Below are 17,510 nucleotides of genomic sequence, written 5' to 3'. Positions count from 1 at the left end.
GGGACAGCGCGCCGACTGCCCGGCAACTGCGGGGCATAGTCCGTGTGTCGCGGGTACCCGACCATCGAACAGCCCCGGAATCCAGGGAGTTGACGATGGCCGACTTCGGAAACGGCGCCCGCAGGTACCCCCGTTCGAGTGGCCGCATGGGGTCACAGTCCGGGCCGGATCGCGCGACGCTCGGCATCATCGGCCTCGTCTGCGCGGTCGCCGGATTCTTCGCGCTGGGGATCATCCTCGGCCCCGCGGCGATCGTCTGCGGCTGGCTGGCCATGGGCCGTAGCTGGGCGGGCTCCCGCCCGGTGCCGGCCCTGGTCGCCGTCGCCCTCGGCGCGATCGACACCCTGCTCGCGATCATCTGGCTGGCGGGTGCGACGGGAACGGGCAACGGCCTGCTCTGACGGGCACGGCCAGGGGCTACCCGGACGGCCGGCCGATGGTCGGCGGCGAGGTCTCGCGGACGCCGCCCTGCAGCGCCGCGACCTCCCGCCGCAGCGCCCGCACCTCCTCCGTCAGCGCCAGGATCGCCTCCGTCTGGGCGCGTTCCTCGACGTCGTCCTTCTCGAACCGCTCGATGAACCACGCCGCGATGTTCGCGGTCACCACGCCGAGCAGCGCGATCCCGGAGAGCATCAGCCCGACGGCGATGATCCGCCCCAGCCCGGTGGTCGGCGAGTGGTCCCCGTATCCCACGGTCGTCATCGTCGTGAACGACCACCACAGGGCGTCACCCAGTGTGCGGATGTTCCCCTCCGGCGAGTCCCGCTCGACCGACAGCACGGCGAGCGAGCCGAACATCAGCAGCCCGACGACCGCCCCCACGACGTAGGTGGTCATCCGGATCTGCGAGGCCATCCGGGCCCGCCGCCCCACCAGCATCAGCGTCGCGACGAGCCGCAGCAGCCGCAGCGGCTGCAGCAGGGGCAGCACCACCGCGCAGAGGTCCAGCCAGTGCGTGCGCACGAACCGGCGCCGCTCGGGCGTCAGCGCCAGCCGGACCACGTAGTCCGCGGCGAACGTCCCCCACACCGCCCACTCCACCGAGGTGCAGGCGACCGTCAGCGGCCGTCCGGCGGAGGTGTCCACGATCGGCACCGCGTAGGCGAGGGCGAACACCACGGTGAGGGCCAGCAACGGCCGCTGGGTCCACTGCTCCCACCGGTCCTGCCGGTCCTGCGCCGTTCGTCGTTGCATGTCCGCATAGTAAAGAACGAGTAAGGGGCGGGGGGAGCCGGAAGCCCCACCGCCCCTTGCTCGCGGGTCACCGCTACGCGTCGCCCCCGGCGGCCCCCGGGTCCGCCGCCGACGCGTCCAGCAGCTGGTAGCGGTCGATGGCCTGCTTCAGCAGCGACCGGTCGATCTTGCCCTCCTTGGCCAGCTCGGTGAGCACGCCGACGACCACCGACTGGGCGTCGATGTGGAAGAACCGGCGAGCCGCGCCGCGGGTGTCGGCGAAGCCGAAGCCGTCCGCCCCCAGCGACTGGTACGTGCCCGGCACCCAGCGGGCGATCTGGTCCGGCACCGACCGCATCCAGTCCGAGACGGCCACGAACGGCCCCTGGGCCCCGGCCAGCTTGCGCGTCACGTACGGCACCCGCTGCTCCTCCTCCGGGTGCAGCAGGTTGTGCCGCTCGACCTCGACGGCCTCGCGCCGCAGCTCGTTCCAGGAGGTGGCCGACCAGACGTCCGCCCGGACGTCCCACTCCTCGGCGAGGATCCTCTGCGCCTCGACCGCCCACGGGACGGCCACGCCCGAGGCGAGGATCTGCGCCGGGATCGATCCCGCCGTGCCCTCGCTGAAGCGGTGGATGCCCTTGACGATGCCCTCGGCGTCCACGTTCGCCGGCTCGGCCGGGTGCTGGATGGGCTCGTTGTAGACGGTGAGGTAGTAGAAGACGTCCTCGCCGTGCGGGTGCTCGGGGGAGCTGCCGTACATCCTGCGGAGCCCGTCCTGCACGATGTGCGCGATCTCGAAGCCGTACGCCGGGTCGTAGGCGACGCAGCCCGGGTTCGTCGAGGCGAGCAGCTGCGAGTGGCCGTCCGCGTGCTGGAGGCCCTCACCGGTCAGCGTCGTACGGCCGGCGGTCGCGCCCAGGACGAAACCGCGCGCCAGCTGGTCCGCCATCTGCCAGAACTGGTCACCGGTGCGCTGGAAACCGAACATCGAGTAGAAGACGTAGACCGGGATCAGCGGCTCGCCGTGCGTGGCGTACGCCGAGCCGGCCGCGATCAGGGACGCCGTGCAGCCGGCTTCCGAGATGCCGTCGTGCAGCATCTGGCCCGTCGGCGACTCCTTGTACGCGAGCAGCAGCTCACGATCGACCGACTCGTACTGCTGGCCGAGCGGGTTGTAGATCTTCGCACTCGGGAAGAAGGAGTCCATGCCGAAGGTGCGGTACTCGTCCGGCGCGATCAGCACGAACCGCCTGCCGAGCTCCTTGTCCCGCATGAGGTCCTTGAGTAGTCGTACGAACGCCATGGTCGTGGCGATCGACTGCTGACCCGAACCCTTCTTCACGGTTGCGTACGTCTTGTCGTCCGGCAGTGCGAGCGGCTTCGAGCGCACGACACGGGTCGGCACATAACCGCCGAGGCCCTTGCGCCGGTCGTGCATGTACTGGATCTCTTCCGAGTTCCGGCCGGGGTGGAAGTACGGCGGGAGGCCGCCGTCCAGCTCCTTGTCGGAGATCGGCAGGTGCAGCCGGTCGCGGAAGCCCTTGAGGTCGGCGACCGTCAGCTTCTTCATCTGGTGCGTGGCGTTGCGGCCCTCGAAGTTCGGGCCCAGCGTCCAGCCCTTGACCGTCTTGGCGAGGATGACCGTCGGCTGGCCGGTGTGCTCCACGGCCGCCTTGAAGGCCGCGTAGATCTTCTTGTGGTCGTGACCGCCGCGGCCCAGGTGCAGGATCTGGTCGTCGGTCATGCCCTCGACCATCGCGCGCAGCCGCTGGTCGTCGCCGAAGAAGTGGTCGCGGATGTAGGAGCCGGACTCGGTGGCGTAGGTCTGGAACTGGCCGTCGGGTGTGGTGTTCATCCGGTTGACCAGGATGCCGTCGCGGTCCTGCGCGAGCAGCGGGTCCCAGGACCGGTCCCAGATCAGCTTGATCACGTTCCAGCCGGCGCCGCGGAAGACCGACTCCAGCTCCTGGATCACCTTGCCGTTGCCGCGCACCGGGCCGTCGAGCCGCTGCAGGTTGCAGTTGACGACGAAGGTCAGGTTGTCCAGGCCCTCGCGGGCGGCGATGGTCAGCTGGCCGAGCGACTCCGGCTCGTCCATCTCGCCGTCGCCGAGGAACGCCCACACATGCGACTTCGACGTGTCGGCGATCCCGCGCGCGTGCATGTAGCGGTTCATCCGCGCCTGGTAGATCGCGCCGATCGGGCCGAGGCCCATCGATACCGTCGGGAACTCCCAGAAGTCCGGCATCAGCCGCGGATGGGGGTACGAGGACAGCCCGTGCGGCGCCTTCGACTTCTCCTGGCGGAACGCGTCGAGGTTGTCCTCGCTGAGCCGGTCGAGCAGGAACGCGCGCGCGTAGATGCCCGGCGAGGCGTGCCCCTGGAAGAAGACCTGGTCGCCGCCGTCGCCCTCGTCCTTGCCGCGGAAGAAGTGGTTGAAGCCGACGTCGTAGAGGGACGCGGAGGAGGCGAAGGTGGCGATGTGACCGCCCACGCCGATGCCCGGGCGCTGGGCCCTGGACACCATCACGGCCGCGTTCCAGCGGGTCGCGTTGAGGATCTTGCGCTCGATCTCCTCGTTGCCCGGGAAGAACGGCTCGGCCCTGGTGGGGATGGTGTTGACGTAGTCCGTGCTGCGCATCTCGGGCACGGCCACGCGCTTCTCGCGGGCCCGCTCGATCAGGCGCAGCATCAGATAGCGGGCCCGCTCCCGGCCGCGCTCGTCGATCGCGGCGTCGAGGGAGTCGAGCCACTCCTGGGTTTCCTCGGGATCGAAGTCAGGAACCTGACTCGGAAGGCCGCCAATGATGATCGGGTTGCGATCGGATCCGGAAGCCACGCTGTTCCTTACCTGTCAGAGGGCTGTGTGGGGCATTTTCTCTCGCTGGGGATCTCACCGGTACCGAGCTGCTTCTCCAGTAGCTGCACCGCCCCCATCGTGTACCTAGGGGCCGTAAACGTCATCTCTACCCCTAGGTAACCGGCACCCGTTCGAATCTCGTACCCTTGGATGGTTCTCAAATACGCAAACAGGGCAGATAGGTGTGGTGTGCGTCACCATGCGTCCGCATCGAGTGCCTGGAGTTGCGTCGACACGGCCAGGATCGTCACCGTTTCGGCGGTCCGAACCGCCGGGTACTTGCGCGATCCGTCCCGCCCGTGTGGACTACGGCCAATGCTTCGCGCACGCGCGTGGCTGAGATATTCCCAAACCATGATCAGGAGGCAACCCGTGAGCGCGACCGCGGACCACGCGGAGGAGCGGACCAGCCCTGCCGTCAGGCTGGGTTTCCAGCCCGAGCAGGTGGTCCAGGAGATCGGCTACGACGACGACGTCGACCAGGAGCTCCGCGAGTCCATCGAGGAAGTCATCGGCAGCGATCTGGTGGACGAGGACTACGACGACGTCGCCGACGCCGTAGTGCTCTGGTTCCGCGACGATGACGGAGACCTGACGGATGCGCTGGTGGACGCCACCACGTACATCGAAGAAGGCGGGTCGATCCTCCTCCTGACGCCGAAGACCGGCCGTACGGGATACGTGGAGCCGAGCGACATCTCCGAAGCCGCGACGACTGCGGGTCTGTCGGCCAGCAAGAGCGTCAGCGTGGGCAAGGACTGGAGCGGCAGCCGGCTGGTGACGCCCAAGGCCGCCAAGTCCAGGAAGTGACGTCCGAGGAGTGACGTCCCAGAAGTGATCGATTCCGGACGGGCCGGGTCTCTGCGACCCGGCCCGTCCGTCGCTCCCGGTGATCGCTGCGTAGGCTGGTCTCACCCAGACAGCCCACGAAGGGACATCCAGGCGATGGCGATCCAGGTCGGCGACAAGGCCCCCGACTTCGAGCTCAAGGACAACCACGGCCGGGACGTGAAGCTCTCCGATTTCCGGGGCAGCAAGAACGTGATCCTGCTCTTCTACCCCTTCGCCTTCACCGGCGTGTGCACGGGCGAGCTGTGCGAGGTGCGCGACAACCTCCCGAAGTTCGCCGACCGCGAGACCGAGGTGCTCGCCGTCTCCAACGACTCCATCCACACCCTGCGCGTCTTCGCCGAGCAGGAGGGGCTGGAGTACCCGCTGCTCAGCGACTTCTGGCCGCACGGCGAGGTCTCCCGCGCCTACGGCGTCTTCGCCGAGGACAAGGGCTGCGCGGTGCGCGGCACCTTCGTCATCGACAAGGAGGGCGTCGTGCGCTGGACGGTCGTCAACGCGCTGCCGGACGCCCGTGACCTCGGCGCGTACGTCAAGGCGCTCGACACCCTCTGATCGCGCCGGCCCGGGGCTCTCGGACTGCCGGATCCCGGCGCCCGGATCCCGACACCCTGTGATTCTTCGGGTGCGGGGCCTGCGTCCTGCGGGAACCCGTCACTAGGATCGACTCGTTGATCCGATATCCAACGCATGACGGGGCTCCCGCCCCAGGACACCAATGGAGGACTCGTGGGAGTCAGCCTCAGCAAGGGCGGCAACGTTTCGCTGACCAAGGAGGCCCCGGGCCTGACCGCGGTCATCGTCGGTCTGGGGTGGGACGTGCGCACCACGACCGGCACCGACTTCGACCTGGACGCCAGCGCGCTGCTGCTGAACAACTCGGGCAAGGTCGGCAGCGATGCCAACTTCGTCTTCTTCAACAACCTCAAGAGCCCCGACGGCTCGGTCGAGCACACCGGCGACAACACCACCGGTGAGGGCGAGGGCGACGACGAGGCGATCAAGGTGAACCTCGCCGCGGTCCCGGCCGACGTCGAGAAGATCGTCTTCCCGGTCTCGATCTACGACGCCGAGAACCGCCAGCAGTCCTTCGGTCAGGTGCGCAACGCGTTCATCCGCGTCGTGAACCAGGCCGGCGGCACCGAGATCGCCCGCTACGACCTGAGCGAGGACGCGTCGACCGAGACCGCCATGGTCTTCGGCGAGCTCTACCGGCACGGCGCGGAGTGGAAGTTCCGTGCCATCGGCCAGGGCTACGCGTCGGGCCTGCGCGGCATCGCGCAGGACTTCGGCGTCAACGTCTGAGCCGCAGGGCCCCAGCCACCCGAACGTCCCCTCCGTCCGGCGCCGCACCGTTTACGGTCGGCGCCGGACGCGCAGGACAACCAAGAGGCAGCACCGAGCACCACCTAGGGGAGGACCAGCAACATGGGCGTCACGCTCGCCAAGGGAGGCAACGTCTCCCTGTCCAAGGCCGCGCCGAACCTCACTCAGGTGATGGTCGGACTCGGCTGGGACGCGCGCTCCACCACCGGAGCCCCCTTCGACCTGGACGCCAGCGCCCTGCTGTGCACCAACGGGCGGGTGATGGGGGACGAGTGGTTCGTCTTCTACAACCAGCTCACGAGTCCGGACGGCTCGGTCGAGCACACCGGCGACAACCTCACCGGTGAGGGCGAGGGCGACGACGAGTCGCTCCTGGTCAACCTTCCCAAGGTGCCGCCGCACTGCGACAAGATCGTCTTCCCGGTCTCCATCCACATGGCCGACGAGCGGGGCCAGACCTTCGGGCAGGTCGCCAACGCCTTCATCCGCGTCGTCAACCAGGCCGACGGCCAGGAACTCGCCCGCTACGACCTCAGCGAGGACGCGAGCACGGAGACCGCCATGATCTTCGGCGAGCTCTACCGGTACCAGGGCGAGTGGAAGTTCAGGGCCGTGGGACAGGGGTACGCGTCCGGACTGCGGGGCATCGCCCTGGACTTCGGGGTGAACGTCTCCTAGCGGCCCCCGGCCTCCTCGGCAGCCCGGCTACCGGCCGGTACGGGACCGCCTGTACCGCACGTAACGGCCGACCCTTAGACTCAGCAGCTGAAAGTCAACGTTTCGTAAAGCCGAGTACGGCGCGGGGAGGCCCTCCCCCCGGACACCGTCCGGGAGGACCCCCAATACACGATTGGGTAGCCAGTGCTTCTGAAAACCTTCGGCTGGTCGTTCGCGATCACCGCGCTCGGCCTCGTGGCGGCGGGCTTCTACGGGGGGTGGGAGGCTCTCGGCATCGTGGCGATCCTCTGCGTCCTCGAAATCTCGCTGTCCTTCGACAACGCGGTGGTCAACGCCGGAATCCTGAAGAAGATGAGCGCCTTCTGGCAGAAGATCTTCCTCACGGTGGGCGTGCTGATCGCCGTCTTCGGCATGCGGCTGATCTTTCCCGTCGTCATCGTCGCCATCAGCGCCAAGATCGGTCCGATCGACGCGGTGGACCTGGCGCTCAACGACAAGGACAAGTACCAGCAGCTCGTCACCGACGCGCACCCGTCGATCGCCGCCTTCGGTGGCATGTTCCTGCTGATGATCTTCCTGGACTTCATCTTCGAGGACCGGGACATCCAGTGGCTCCGCTGGATCGAGCGCCCGCTCGCCAAGCTGGGCAAGGTCGACATGCTGTCGGTCTGCATCGCGCTGATCGTCCTGCTGATCACGTCCTTCACCTTCGCCACCCACGCCCACCAGCACGGCGGGGCGCACGTCGACAAGGCGCAGACGGTCCTGATCTCCGGCATCGCCGGCCTGATCACCTACATGGTCGTCGGCGGGCTCTCCGGCTACTTCGAGGACAAGCTCGAGGAAGAGGAGGAGCGGGAGCACGAGGAGGAGGAAGAGGCCGCGCGCACCGGGAAGAAGCGTTCGCCGGTCGTCCTCGCCGGCCAGGCCGCGTTCTTCATGTTCCTCTACCTCGAGGTCCTCGACGCGTCCTTCTCCTTCGACGGCGTGATCGGCGCCTTCGCCATCACCAACGACATCGTCCTGATGGCCCTCGGCCTCGGCGTCGGCGCCATGTACGTCCGGTCGCTCACCGTGTACCTCGTCCGCCAGGGCACCCTCGACGACTACGTCTACCTGGAGCACGGCGCCCACTACGCGATCGGTGCCCTCGCCGTCATCCTCATGGTCACCATCCAGTACCAGATCAACGAGGTCATCACCGGCCTCGTCGGCGTCGTCCTGATCGCCTGGTCCTTCTGGTCCTCCGTGCGCCGCAACAAGGCGCTGGCAGCGGCAGAGGGAAAAGCGCAGGGCACGGACGAGAAGACTGAGGTCTCGTCCGGGGTGTGACCACTCGCTGAGTGCGGAACGCTCTGAACGGGGCGGCCGGTGAGGACACTGTCCTGGACCCGGCCGCCCCGCCGGTCTGTCCCGGCGAACGCCGTGGACGTGGAGGTGGGGGCGGGAATGGGCTTCTTCGACGGAATCCTGGGCAGCAGGGCGGCCGACTTCGACTCGGGCAGCGCGGCCACCAACGCGATCGAGCTGACCAAACGGCATCACACGGTGTCCCTCACCAAACAGGGTGCCGCGACCGGCAACCTGCGGGTGAACCTGGCCTGGCGGATGCGCACGTCCGACATCGGCGGGCTGCAGCGGGAGAGCCTGCTGCGCCATCCCTTCAAGGCGCTGCGGCCCCCCGAGGTCATCGGGCACAGCCAGAGCATGGTCAACGTCGACCTCGACCTCGGCTGCCTGTACGAGCTGGCCGACGGGACGAAGGGCGTCGTCCAGCCGCTGGGCGGGCTGCTGGGCGACGTGAACGCGCCGCCGTTCGTGAAGCTGAGCGGGGACGACCGGTTCGGGTCGGCGTCCGGCGAGACGATGTACGTCAACCTCGACCACCGCGAGCAGATCAAGCGGCTCCTCGTCTTCGTCTACATCTACGACCAGACGCCGGCCTTCGACCGCACGCACGCGATCGTCACGCTGTACCCGAGCAACGGGCCGCGGATCGAGATAGGCCTCGACGAGCGGCATCCACAGGCCCGCTCGTGCGCGGTGGTGATGATCGAGAACGTCAAGGGGGAGCTGATCGTGCGGCGCGAGGTGCGCTTCGTCTACGGCTTCCAGGCCGAGCTGGACCGGCTCTACGGGTGGGGGCTGCAGTGGGGGCGGGGCTACAAGGCGAAGGCCGAGAAGTAGCGCCGCAGGGCGCTCACCCGGCCGCCCGCACCGGCCTGCCCGCGCCTCACCGTCCGATGAACTGCGGCCCCTGCGGCGGCAGGCGGAAGGCGCCGTCCGGGTACCCGTAGCCGTACGTCGGCAGGCTCGCCGGGTAGCCGTAGGACGGCTGGTGCTGGGGGGCGGCCGACGCGGGCTGCTCCGGCGGCAGCGGCTGGGAAGGGCCCGGCGTCTGCGGGCTCTGCTGCGCCTGGGCCGGCGCCGGGTCCGCGGCGGCCTCCTCCGACTCGTCCACCGAGATGCCGAAGTCGGTGGCCAGGCCCTTGAGGCCGTTGGAGTAGCCCTCGCCCAGGGCGCGGAACTTCCAGCCCTCGCCGCGCCGGTACAGCTCGCCGCAGATCAGAGCGGTCTCCTGGCCCGTCTCGGGGCGGATGTCGAAGGTGGCCATGGGCTCCCCGTCGGCCGCCGCGTCGTACAGCAGGATGCTGAGGGAACGTACGCGGTCGAAAGCGACGCCGTCCGCCGAAGCGACCAGCAGGATCTGGCCGACACCCGACTCGACACCGGAGAGATCCGTCTGGATGGTGTCGGTGAGGCCCTCGGCGACGCGCTTCTTGCCGAGCCGCCACACCTTCCCCGAAGGATGCCGGGGCTGGTTGTAGAAGACGAAGTCCTCGTCGGAGCGCACACGACCGTCGAGACCGAGGAGCAGCGCCGAGACGTCGACGTCCGGGACCCCCTGCCCGGGGGTCCAGCGCAGCACGGCGCGCACCGTGGTGGCTTTCAGCGGGACGTTCGACCCCTTCAGCATCGCGTGCGTCATGCGGTCATCCTGCCTTCTCGGGCCTGCTCACGACAATGCGGGGTACCCGGGTGCCCCGCACCCGACTGTGCGGGTCTGTGCGCGACTGTGCGTGTTGGAGTTACCCGAAATTCATGGCCGGTGGGAACTCCGGACATGAATCCCTACGTACTATTACCGGCCACCTCTTGCCGAATCCATCGCCTTACCTTGCATCACGGGGGAGATTTATGCGTCATTTCGGGCACCTCGCCCCTGAGGTGCGGCATCGCCTCTTCTACCGGGAGCCGTGCGTCTTCGGCGCCGGCTCCCCGGCCAAGCTGCTCTCCGCGGCCCTGGGCGCCACGCTCTACAGCCCGGCCACGCGGCCCCGGCTGGCGGACGACATCGTCAAGCAGACCGAGCGCGGCGTCGTGTCGATGGTGCTGTGCCTGGAGGACTCCATCGGCGACGAGGACGTGGCGGCCGGCGAGGAGAACCTCGTCCGGCAGTTCGCCGACCTCGCGGCCCGGCCCGTGGAGCTGCCGCTGCTGTTCATCCGGGTGCGCACCCCCGAGCAGATCCCGGACCTGGTCCGACGCCTGGGAGCCACCGCCGAGCTGCTCAGCGGGTTCGTGTTCCCCAAGTTCACCGAGGAGCGGGGCATCCCCTTCCTGGAGGCCCTGTCGGGCGCCGAGGCGGCGAGCGGCCGCCGGCTGTTCGGCATGCCCGTGCTGGAGACGCCCGAGCTGATGTACCGCGAGTCGCGGGTCGACGCCCTGGAGGGCATCGCCCGCGCCGTCGAGAAGTACCGCAGCCGGGTCCTCGCGCTGCGCCTGGGCGTGACCGACTTCTGCTCCTCGTACGGGCTGCGCAGAGCGCCCGACATGACCGCCTACGACGTCCAGATCGTCGCCTCGGTGATCGCCGACGTCGTGAACATGCTGGGCCGGGCCGACGGGACCGGGTTCACGGTGACCGGGCCGGTCTGGGAGTACTTCCGGGTGCCCGAGCGCATGTTCAAGCCGATGCTGCGGCACAGCCCCTTCCTGGAGGGGCAGGCCGTGGAGCTGCGCGAGAGACTGATCGAGCACGCGATGGACGGGCTGCTGCGCGAGATCTCCCTCGACCACGCCAACGGTCTGCTCGGCAAGACCTGCATCCATCCCTCGCACGTGCCGGCCGTGCACGCGCTGTCCGTGGTCAGCCACGAGGAGTACAGCGACGCGGCGGACATCCTGCGGCCGGAACGCGGCGGTGGGGGTGTACTGCGGTCGCAGTACACGAACAAGATGAACGAGGTGAAACCGCACCGCGCCTGGGCCGAGCGCACCATGCTCCGCGCGGAGGTCTTCGGCGTCGCGCACGAGGACGTCAGCTTCGTCGACCTGCTCGCCGCCGCCATACCCGGCTGAACACCCACCTCATCCACAAGGGACGCATGAACAACGCAGTGAACAACGGGCACGACGCGGTCTGGTCCGGGACCTGGGTCGCGGACCGGCTCGGCGTCGAGCTCGTCGGCGACGACACGCTGACGGACCTGCTGGGGCTGGCGCTGCGCCGCAACCCCAAGCGGGCCCATCTGCTGGTCTCCCACGTGCTGGGCAAGCACATCCCGCAGTCCCCGTCCGTCGTGCACGGGCACGGCTTCGCGCTGGGCCGCCGGGTGCGCGAGCTCCTCGGCGCCCAGGAGGCCGCCCGGGCCGTCGTCCTGGGCTACGCGGAGACGGCCACCGGCCTCGGCCACTGTGTCGCCGACGGCCTCGGCGCGGCTCCCTACCTGCACTCCACCCGCCGCCCCGTGGCGGGCGTCGTCACCGCGGGCGGCTTCGAGGAGTCCCACTCCCACGCCACCTCCCACCTGCTGCTCCCGGAGGACCCGTCGCTGCTGGTCGGGGACGGTCCGCTGGTCCTGGTCGACGACGAGTTCTCCACCGGCAACACGGTCCTGAACACGATCCGGGTCCTGCACGAGCGGTATCCGCGCCGGCGCTACGTCGTCGTCGCCCTCGTCGACATGCGCTCGGCGGCCGACGCGGGCCGGCTGGCGGAGTTCGCCCGTGAGATCGGTGCCCGGGTGGATCTGATCGCCACCGCCTCCGGCACGGTGCGGCTCCCCGACGGAGTGCTGGAGAAGGGCCAGGAGCTGGTCGCCCGGTACGAGGCCGAGGACGCCGCGAGCGGTGACCGCGCGTCCGCGGGCGAACAGGGCGCCGAAGCCGGCCTCGGGTCCGGCCCCTCGGGGGCGCGGGGCTCCGACGACGACGTGCGGCACCGCCGCGGGGCCGGACCGGCCACGGCGGACCCGCACCCGGAAGGCGACCGCACCCGGCGGACGCTGCCCGGCCGCATCACCCGCGTCGACCTGCCCTGGCCCCGCGGCCTTCCCGACGGCGGCCGGCACGGCTTCACGCCCGGCCACCGGGCCCGGCTGGAGGCCGCCCTCCCCGCCATGACGGCCCGCCTCGGCGAGGCGATACCCGAGGACGCCCGGCGCGTCCTCGTCCTGGGCTTCGAAGAGCTGATGTACGCGCCCCTCCGGCTGGCCTGCGAGCTGGAGCGGCGCGTCGCCGCCGAGGTCCGCTACTCGACCACCACCCGCTCGCCCGTCCTCGCGGTCGACGACCCGGGCTACGCGATACGCAGCCGCATCGTGTTCCCGGCCCACGACGACCCGGCCGACGGCCCCGGCGAGCGCTATGCCTATAACGTCGCGGGCACAGGCTTCGACGCCGTCGTCGCCGTCGTGGACTCCGTGGCCGACACCCGGGAGCTGCACGCCCCGGACGGCCTCCTGTCCCAGCTCGCCGCGCACACGCCGCACGTGGTCCTCGTGGTCGTCCCCTCGTACGTCCCCGAGCCGCTGTACGTAGCCGCCCTGTCTGAAGAGAGACCCGCCATGCTGCCCGAGCCCCTCCGCGGCCCCGACTTCTCCTCGTACGCGCCCGAGGAGGTCGGCTGGCTGCTCCAGGACCTCTCGGACGTGACGCTGGAGGCGCCGACCGAGGAGCGGGAGGAGGCCATCCAGAGCGGCGGCGCGCACTACGCCGAGTCGCTGCCCGTCGAGTACCAGCCCAGCGAGCAGTACCAGCAGCTGTTCCACGCCGCCCTGGAGACCTCGGCGGCGCGGATCGCGCAGGCCGTGGGCGTCGTCACGGACAGCGTGATCGCGGAGCGGTCGCCCCGGCCCGTCCTGGTCTCGCTGGCCCGGGCCGGCACCCCCGTCGGCGTGCTGATGCGCCGCTGGGCGCAGTTCCGGCACGGCCTCGACCTGCCGCACTACGCGGTGTCGATCGTGCGCGGCCGGGGCATCGACGCCAACGCGCTGCGCTGGCTGGCCGCCCACCACGACCCGCGGGACGTCGTCTTCGTGGACGGCTGGACCGGCAAGGGCGCGATCACCCGGGAACTGGCCGCGGCGATCCGGGAGTTCGAGGAGCGCGGCGGCGCGGCCGGCTTCGACCCGGAGATCGCGGTGCTGGCCGACCCCGGCTCGTGCGTGCGCACCTATGGCACCCGCGACGACTTCCTCATCCCGTCCGCCTGTCTCAACTCGACCGTGTCGGGGCTCGTCTCGCGGACCGTGCTGCGGGCCGACCTGGTCGGGCCGGACGACTTCCACGGCGCGAAGTTCTATCGCGAGCTCGCCGGCACGGACGTCTCGGTGGCCTTCCTGGACGCGATCGCCGCCCGCTTCCCGGAGGTCGCCGACGCCGTCGACGGCGCGGTGAAGGAGCTGCTGGCCGGCGACCGCACCCCGAGCTGGGAGGGCTGGGCGGCGGTCGAGCGGATCAGCGAGGAGTACGGCATCCACGACGTGAACCTGGTCAAGCCGGGCGTCGGCGAGACCACCCGGGTGCTGCTGCGCCGGGTGCCGTGGAAGATCCTGGCGCGGGCCGGGGCGGGCGCCGACCTGGACCACGTGCGCCTGCTCGCGGAGCAGCGCGGAGTGCCCGTCGAGGAGGTCGGCGACCTGCCGTACACCTGCGTGGGGCTCATCCATCCGCAGTACACCCGCGGCGCGACCGGCGCCGACGGCACGGCGGTGACGGTCTGATGCCGGTTCTGGTGGCGAGCGACCTCGACCGGACGCTCATCTACTCGGCGGCCGCCCTGGCGCTGACCATGCCGGACGCCCGGGCGCCGCGGCTGCTGTGCGTGGAGGTGCACGAGGCGAGGCCGCTGTCGTTCATGACGGAGACGTCCGCCCAGCTGCTGACCGAACTCGGCGACCAGGCCGTCTTCGTGCCGACGACCACCCGCACGCGCAAGCAGTACCAGCGCATCAACCTGCCGGGCCCGCCGTCGACGTACGCGATCTGCGCCAACGGCGGTCACCTCCTCGTCGACGGGGCGACCGACCAGGACTGGCACGCGGGGGTGCTCGCGCGGCTGGAGGCTCAGTGCGCGCCGCTCGCGGAGGTGCAGGACCACCTGACGAGGACGGCCGACCCGCTCTGGCTGCGCAAGCAGCGCATCGCCGAGGACCTCTTCGCCTACCTGGTCGTGGAGCGCGAGCTGCTGCCCGAGGAGTGGGTGAAGGAGCTCGCGGTCTGGGCGGAGAACCGCGGCTGGACGGTGTCGTTGCAGGGCCGCAAGATCTACGCGGTGCCCAGGCCGCTGACCAAGAGCGCGGCCGTGCGCGAGGTGGCCCGCCGCACCGGAGCCGAACTGACGCTGGCGGCGGGCGACTCGCTGCTCGACGCCGACCTGCTGCTGGCCGCCGACCGGGGCTGGCGTCCGGGACACGGCGAGCTGGCCGACGCCGCCTGGACGGCCCCGGAGATCACCGCCCTGCCCGAGCGGGGCGTGCTGGCCGGCGAGCGCATCCTGCGGGAGTTCCTGAAGAACTCACGGCTCGGCTAGGGCCGCCTGCCGGCCACTCCGCCCGGCCGGCCACTCCGCCCGGCCGGCCGGAGGGCCGTCGGCGCGGTCAGCCGCAGCAGCCGCCGCCGCAGCAGCCCCCGCCTCCCCCTCCGCCTCCGCCGCCCGCGCCGGGCGCGGGGGCGGACTTCGTGCCGCCCACCGCGACCGTTGAGAGAAGCTTCACTGTGTCGTCGTGGCCCGCGGGGCAGTCGGCGGGGTCGGCGGACTGCGCCATGGGACGGCTCAGTTCGAAGGTGTCGCCGCAGGTCCGGCAGCGGTACTCATAGCGAGGCATGCCGTCAGACTAAGGCCCTATGCTCGGTGGTGGCGTCAGCAGTTTGACCTCTGTTCACTTCTGTCGATTCCTTATGTGGAGAATTTGCGAAGGGCGCTGGTAATTTGAGAGCGCCGTGTTGAACCCCGAGGTCGAGAGGGTTCGAGGATTGCGGCCGCGTCAACGGCAACCATGTCAGGCCCTCGTAAGTCTGTACGTCTGCCCGCGAGCAACACGGAATGCGGAGGGAGACGCGTAGTGACCCAGGCGGGGCAGGGGGAGGAGCCCCAAGAGCCGGATGCCACCATGCAGTTGAAGGTTCCTGCCTCTTTCAAGGCGGACGAGACCATGCAGCTGCGGGTATCGGATATTCCGGCGCTTCCGGACACGTCCGAGGAGGGCGCCGACGGGAAAGCGCGTTCTTCGAAGAACAGAAGAAAAGCTCCCCGTCTCTCCCTTTTTGCCCGCGTGTGTGCCGTTCTGGGCCCCCGGCTTGCTCCGCTCGTCGCCGCTCTGACGCCGTATGTGGCTCGTGTCACGCCGTACGCCCGCAAGCTCCGCCCGCTGTATCCGCGCCCCGGCCGCACCGACTGGCGGCGCTGGATACCCTCCTGGCGGCAGTGGCTCGGCGGCGTCCTCGCGTCCATAGGACTGAGCAGCGTGCTCCTGGTCGTGGCCTACGCGGCCACGGACATACCGGACAACCTCAACTCGTACGCCACCCAGCAGGACAACGTGTACTTCTGGGCCGACGGCACGCCGATGGCCCGCACCGGATGGGTCCAGCGCCAGGCGATGCCGCTGAAGGACATCCCCGAGGACGTCCGCTGGGCGGTGCTCGCCGCCGAGAACGCCAGCTTCTACAGCGACCCCGGCATCTCCTTCAAGGGCCTCAGCCGCGCCCTGTTCCGCACCATCGGCCAGGGCGACACCCAGGGCGGCTCGACGATCACCCAGCAGTACGTCAAGAACGTCTACCTGAACCAGAACCAGACGGTCAGCCGCAAGTTCACCGAGGCGATGATCGCCCTCAAGCTCGACAACCAGATGAGCAAGGACGACATCCTCGAGGGCTACCTCAACACCAGCTGGTTCGGTCGCGGCACCTACGGCATCCAGCGCGCCGCCCAGGCCTACTACGGCAAGGACGTCAGCGAGCTCAACGCCAGCGAGGCCGCCTTCCTCGCCTCCCTGCTCAAGGGCGCGGGCCTCTACGACCCCACCCTCGCCCCGGCCAACCGCGCCCGGGCCGTCGAGCGCTGGTCCTGGACCCTGGACCGGATGGTCGACATCGGCAAGCTGTCGAAGGCCGAGCGCGCCAAGTACACCAAGTTCCCCGAGCCGCTCAAGTCCAACCCGCTCTACGACACCGGTGAGCAGAGCGACTACCTGGTGGAGCTGGCCTCCCAGTACGCCAAGAAGGCCGGGAACATCTCCGACAAGGACTACGACCTCGGCGGCTACCAGATCTACACGACGTTCGACAAGAACCGCGAGACCCAGCTCACCGACGCCGTCACCAAGGCCCGCAAGAACGCCCTGAAGGACGACGCGAAGAACGCCAAGGACGCCCACTTCGGCGCCTCCTCCGTGGCCTCCGACGGACGCATACTGGCCGTCTACGGCGGCCCCGACCACCGTACGCAGGGCTACAACGAGTCCAACGCCGGGACCGTCCCCGCCGGATCGGCCTTCCAGCCGTTCGTGTACGCGGCCGGCCTGGAGCACGGCATCCACAAGACCCGCGACGGCGCCACCGAGACGGTCACCGGCCAGACGCTCTACAACGGCGACGACGCGGTGCCCGTGACGACGCCGGAGGGCCCGTACTGGGACCGCAGCGGCAAGAAGGCGGCCGCCAAGAACGACGGCGGCAGGTCCTACGGGCGGATCTCCCTGCACCGCGCGCTGGCACTGTCGGTGAACACGCCGTTCATGCAGCTCGGCATGGACACCGGACTGGACGTGGTGCGCTCCACCGCCGAGCGCTCCGGGCTGCTGCCCTCCAGCTTCGGGGCCCAGGTGCCCGCGCTGTCCACGGGCAGCGCCACGCCCAGCGCGATCCGCATGGCGAGCGGCTACTCCACCTTCGCCGCCGGCGGCAAGCACACCGAGCCCTACTCCGTGCGCCTGGTCACCAAGAACGGCACCAAGGTCGCCCTGGAGACGCCGACCGCGAGCCGGGCGTTCGGCGCGGAGGTGGCCGAGGAGGTCAACTCCGCGCTCGCGGACTCCTTCCGCACCGCCCACCCGGAGGACGTGCCCGCCTCGCAGAGGCAGTCCGGCCGGACCGGCTCGCTCGGCCAGGTGACCGGGAAGGCGGGCACCACCCAGAACGACACCGCCGCCTGGTACGTCGGCTCGGCCAAGACCGTGTCCACAGCGGTCGTCGTCTACCGCATCGACCTGGGCAAGAGCCTCGAACCGCTTCCCCTGAAGGGCATCGCCGGCCCGACCGACGACAGCGTTCCGTACCGCATCTGGTCAGGTGCCATGAGCCCGCTCGGCTGACCACCGAACCGGGCACCCGC

15 protein-coding genes are annotated in these 17,510 nt (G+C 69.9%); 11 read left to right on the top strand and 4 right to left on the bottom strand.

Annotation, left to right across the window (positions count from 1 at the left end):
• The first annotated feature begins 95 nt into the window (after positions 1–95).
• Positions 96–401, top strand: a complete 306-nt coding sequence (locus Sri02f_RS13570) for a small hydrophobic protein (protein WP_109001410.1) — start codon at positions 96–98, stop codon at positions 399–401.
• Between the two features lie 16 nt (positions 402–417).
• Here Sri02f_RS13570 and Sri02f_RS13565 read toward each other — a convergent pair whose 3' ends face one another.
• A complete protein-coding gene (locus tag Sri02f_RS13565) occupies positions 418–1,194 on the bottom strand; it encodes a potassium channel family protein (protein WP_109001409.1) in 777 nt (258 codons plus the stop codon).
• 73 nt (positions 1,195–1,267) lie between these two features.
• On the bottom strand, positions 1,268–4,015 hold the full coding sequence (gene aceE, locus Sri02f_RS13560; protein ID WP_109001408.1) for a pyruvate dehydrogenase (acetyl-transferring), homodimeric type: 2,748 nt from the start codon (positions 4,013–4,015) through the stop codon (positions 1,268–1,270).
• 393 nt (positions 4,016–4,408) lie between these two features.
• On the opposite strand from aceE, the gene Sri02f_RS13555 reads away from it, so the two are divergent.
• The 6 genes from Sri02f_RS13555 (at position 4,409) to Sri02f_RS13530 (ending at position 9,076) form a co-directional block, all read left to right on the top strand.
• Positions 4,409–4,846 carry a DUF3052 domain-containing protein gene (locus Sri02f_RS13555; RefSeq protein WP_167467544.1) on the top strand — a complete coding sequence of 146 codons (438 nt, stop codon included), beginning with the start codon at positions 4,409–4,411 and terminating at the stop codon, positions 4,844–4,846.
• A 135-nt stretch (positions 4,847–4,981) separates the two neighbouring features.
• Positions 4,982–5,440, top strand: a complete 459-nt coding sequence (locus Sri02f_RS13550; RefSeq protein ID WP_069769030.1) for a peroxiredoxin — start codon at positions 4,982–4,984, stop codon at positions 5,438–5,440.
• A gap of 174 nt (positions 5,441–5,614) precedes the next feature.
• Positions 5,615–6,190, top strand: coding sequence for a TerD family protein (locus Sri02f_RS13545; RefSeq protein ID WP_109001406.1), 576 nt, complete (start codon positions 5,615–5,617; stop codon positions 6,188–6,190).
• A 123-nt stretch (positions 6,191–6,313) separates the two neighbouring features.
• On the top strand, positions 6,314–6,889 hold the full coding sequence (locus tag Sri02f_RS13540; RefSeq protein ID WP_109001405.1) for a TerD family protein: 576 nt from the start codon (positions 6,314–6,316) through the stop codon (positions 6,887–6,889).
• 183 nt (positions 6,890–7,072) lie between these two features.
• Positions 7,073–8,221: a DUF475 domain-containing protein gene (locus Sri02f_RS13535; RefSeq protein WP_109001404.1), complete on the top strand. Its 1,149-nt coding sequence runs from the start codon at positions 7,073–7,075 to the stop codon at positions 8,219–8,221.
• Positions 8,222–8,338: 117 nt separating this feature from the next.
• Positions 8,339–9,076, top strand: a complete 738-nt coding sequence (locus tag Sri02f_RS13530; RefSeq protein ID WP_109001403.1) for a TerD family protein — start codon at positions 8,339–8,341, stop codon at positions 9,074–9,076.
• Between the two features lie 46 nt (positions 9,077–9,122).
• Here the strand turns inward: Sri02f_RS13530 and Sri02f_RS13525 are convergent, their stop codons facing one another.
• A complete protein-coding gene (locus Sri02f_RS13525; protein ID WP_109001402.1) occupies positions 9,123–9,878 on the bottom strand; it encodes a TerD family protein in 756 nt (251 codons plus the stop codon).
• A 209-nt stretch (positions 9,879–10,087) separates the two neighbouring features.
• Here Sri02f_RS13525 and Sri02f_RS13520 point away from each other — a divergent pair, with 209 nt between their 5' ends.
• Genes Sri02f_RS13520 through Sri02f_RS13510 form a run of 3 tightly spaced genes read left to right on the top strand, consistent with a single transcriptional unit; the run spans position 10,088 to position 14,705 of the window.
• Complete coding sequence (locus Sri02f_RS13520) at positions 10,088–11,251, top strand: HpcH/HpaI aldolase/citrate lyase family protein (RefSeq protein WP_109001401.1); 1,164 nt, start codon at positions 10,088–10,090, stop codon at positions 11,249–11,251.
• Between the two features lie 26 nt (positions 11,252–11,277).
• A complete protein-coding gene (locus Sri02f_RS13515; RefSeq protein WP_109001400.1) occupies positions 11,278–13,896 on the top strand; it encodes a phosphoribosyltransferase in 2,619 nt (872 codons plus the stop codon).
• Complete coding sequence (locus Sri02f_RS13510) at positions 13,896–14,705, top strand: HAD family hydrolase (RefSeq protein ID WP_109001399.1); 810 nt, start codon at positions 13,896–13,898, stop codon at positions 14,703–14,705. Before Sri02f_RS13515 ends, Sri02f_RS13510 begins: the two co-directional genes overlap by 1 nt.
• 67 nt (positions 14,706–14,772) lie before the next feature.
• Here Sri02f_RS13510 and Sri02f_RS13505 read toward each other — a convergent pair whose 3' ends face one another.
• A complete protein-coding gene (locus Sri02f_RS13505; protein WP_109001398.1) occupies positions 14,773–15,000 on the bottom strand; it encodes an FmdB family zinc ribbon protein in 228 nt (75 codons plus the stop codon).
• Positions 15,001–15,285: 285 nt separating this feature from the next.
• Between Sri02f_RS13505 and Sri02f_RS13500 the strand changes: the two genes are divergently transcribed.
• A complete protein-coding gene (locus Sri02f_RS13500) occupies positions 15,286–17,490 on the top strand; it encodes a transglycosylase domain-containing protein (RefSeq protein ID WP_174855646.1) in 2,205 nt (734 codons plus the stop codon).
• The last annotated feature ends 20 nt before the right edge of the window (positions 17,491–17,510 follow it).

This window comes from Streptomyces rishiriensis, from assembly GCF_003112535.1.
Lineage (GTDB): Bacteria > Actinomycetota > Actinomycetes > Streptomycetales > Streptomycetaceae > Streptomyces > Streptomyces rishiriensis.
The sequence above is the reverse complement of the archived record's forward strand: the minus strand, read 5'-3'. Positions and strand labels throughout refer to the sequence as shown.